We start from the raw sequence: 845 nt of genomic DNA on the forward strand, positions 1-845 counted from the left end.
TTCGACAACCGCGTCTGGTCCACGTTCTGGAATGACCGCGACGGCTGGAACGACGACTGGTTTCCGTTGCCGGGCCAGGCGGTGTTCGACCGCGAAAAACAGCAGGTCGCGGCCGTGTCACGTGCACCGGGCAATCTCGATCTGTTCGTGATCGGATTCGACAACCGCGTCTGGTCCACGTTCTGGAAYGACSGCGACGGCTGGAACGGCGACTGGTTTCCGTTGCCGGGCCAGGCGGTGTTCGATCGCGAAAAACAGCAGGTCGCGGCCGTGTCACGTGCACCGGGCAATCTCGATCTGTTCGTGATCGGATTCGACAACCGCGTCTGGTCCACGTTCTGGAATGACCGCGACGGCTGGAACGACGACTGGTTTCCGTTGCCGGGCCAGGCGGTGTTCGACCRCGAAAAACAGCAGGTCGCGGCCGTGTCGCGCGCACCGGGCAATCTCGATCTGTTCGTGATCGGATTCGACAACCATGTGTGGAGCGAATTCTGGAATGGGGGATCCGGCTGGAATTAGCGATGATTTCATATGGCTGAAAAAATACGACCGGGACATTCGGTGGACAAGCCAGCGCAGCCTGGCACGATGCGGTCGCCGAAACGAGGCGCCATCCCGACGCCGCGGGGCGAGCTTGAAAAAGCCAAGCCGTATATTCCCGAAGATAACCGGGACAACGACAACGTGACGAAGGAGCGGTCTCCCAGAGAAAACGATGTCGGTGGAGAAAAACCCGGCAATGGTTGATGCGAACGTCAGTCCGATCCGAGCGCAATGCTGCCGACCCAGCCCGAAGGCACGGCCAAGGTCAGACAGGCGCAAACGGCGAGCCGGGCATCAGC

General features: G+C 60.8%; 2 protein-coding genes. Both read left to right on the top strand.

Going from position 1 to position 845, the window contains the following annotated elements:
- Nucleotides 1-522 (top strand): PLL family lectin (locus AC1DYX_RS31595; protein ID WP_477266216.1); only part of this gene is annotated, 522 nt, incomplete at its 5' end.
- Between the two features lie 12 nt (nucleotides 523-534).
- A complete protein-coding gene (locus AC1DYX_RS31600) occupies nucleotides 535-750 on the top strand; it encodes a hypothetical protein (protein WP_477266218.1) in 216 nt (71 codons plus the stop codon).
- Nucleotides 751-845: the final 95 nt, after the last annotated feature.

The sequence above is a fragment of the Massilia sp. P2_C2 genome (assembly GCF_056404615.1).

What these genes read in the sequence shown, in the direction of transcription:
- AC1DYX_RS31600 (WP_477266218.1), top strand. Translation starts at nt 535, where the DNA reads ATGGCTGAAAAAATACGACCGGGACATTCGGTGGACAAGCCAGCGCAG.